The organism is Methylorubrum sp. POS3 (assembly GCF_043352485.1).
GTDB lineage: Bacteria > Pseudomonadota > Alphaproteobacteria > Rhizobiales > Beijerinckiaceae > Methylobacterium > Methylobacterium suomiense.
In genome coordinates this window covers 1-222 of the sequence record NZ_JAPRBT010000012.1, presented here as the reverse complement: position 1 = coordinate 222, position 222 = coordinate 1, and the positions used below count along the sequence as shown (strand labels likewise).

The following is a 222-nucleotide window of genomic DNA, read 5'->3' as shown; positions in this document are numbered from 1 at the left end:
GCTGGCCCCGTGCTCCCACCAGAAGTTCGTCTCCCGGCTACCAGGCCAAGCGATTCCTCCTGGGATGTGGACGCTCGACGTGCCGCCTGCATCGTTGGTCCAGGTGAGCCAGCCCTGTGACCAGCGAACCTCGCCGGTGAGCGTGCCGTTGCCGTCGCGCACGCACTCGAAGTCGAGGCCGGCGATCTGGATGGCCCGGCTGCCGATGGCGAGGCGGCTGGC

At 69.4% G+C, this 222-nt stretch carries 1 protein-coding gene; it reads right to left on the bottom strand.

Going from position 1 to position 222, the window contains the following annotated elements; genetic code table 11:
- The coding region (locus OWC43_RS23250; RefSeq protein ID WP_393958655.1) for a hypothetical protein at window positions 1-222 on the bottom strand (222 nt) is incomplete at both ends.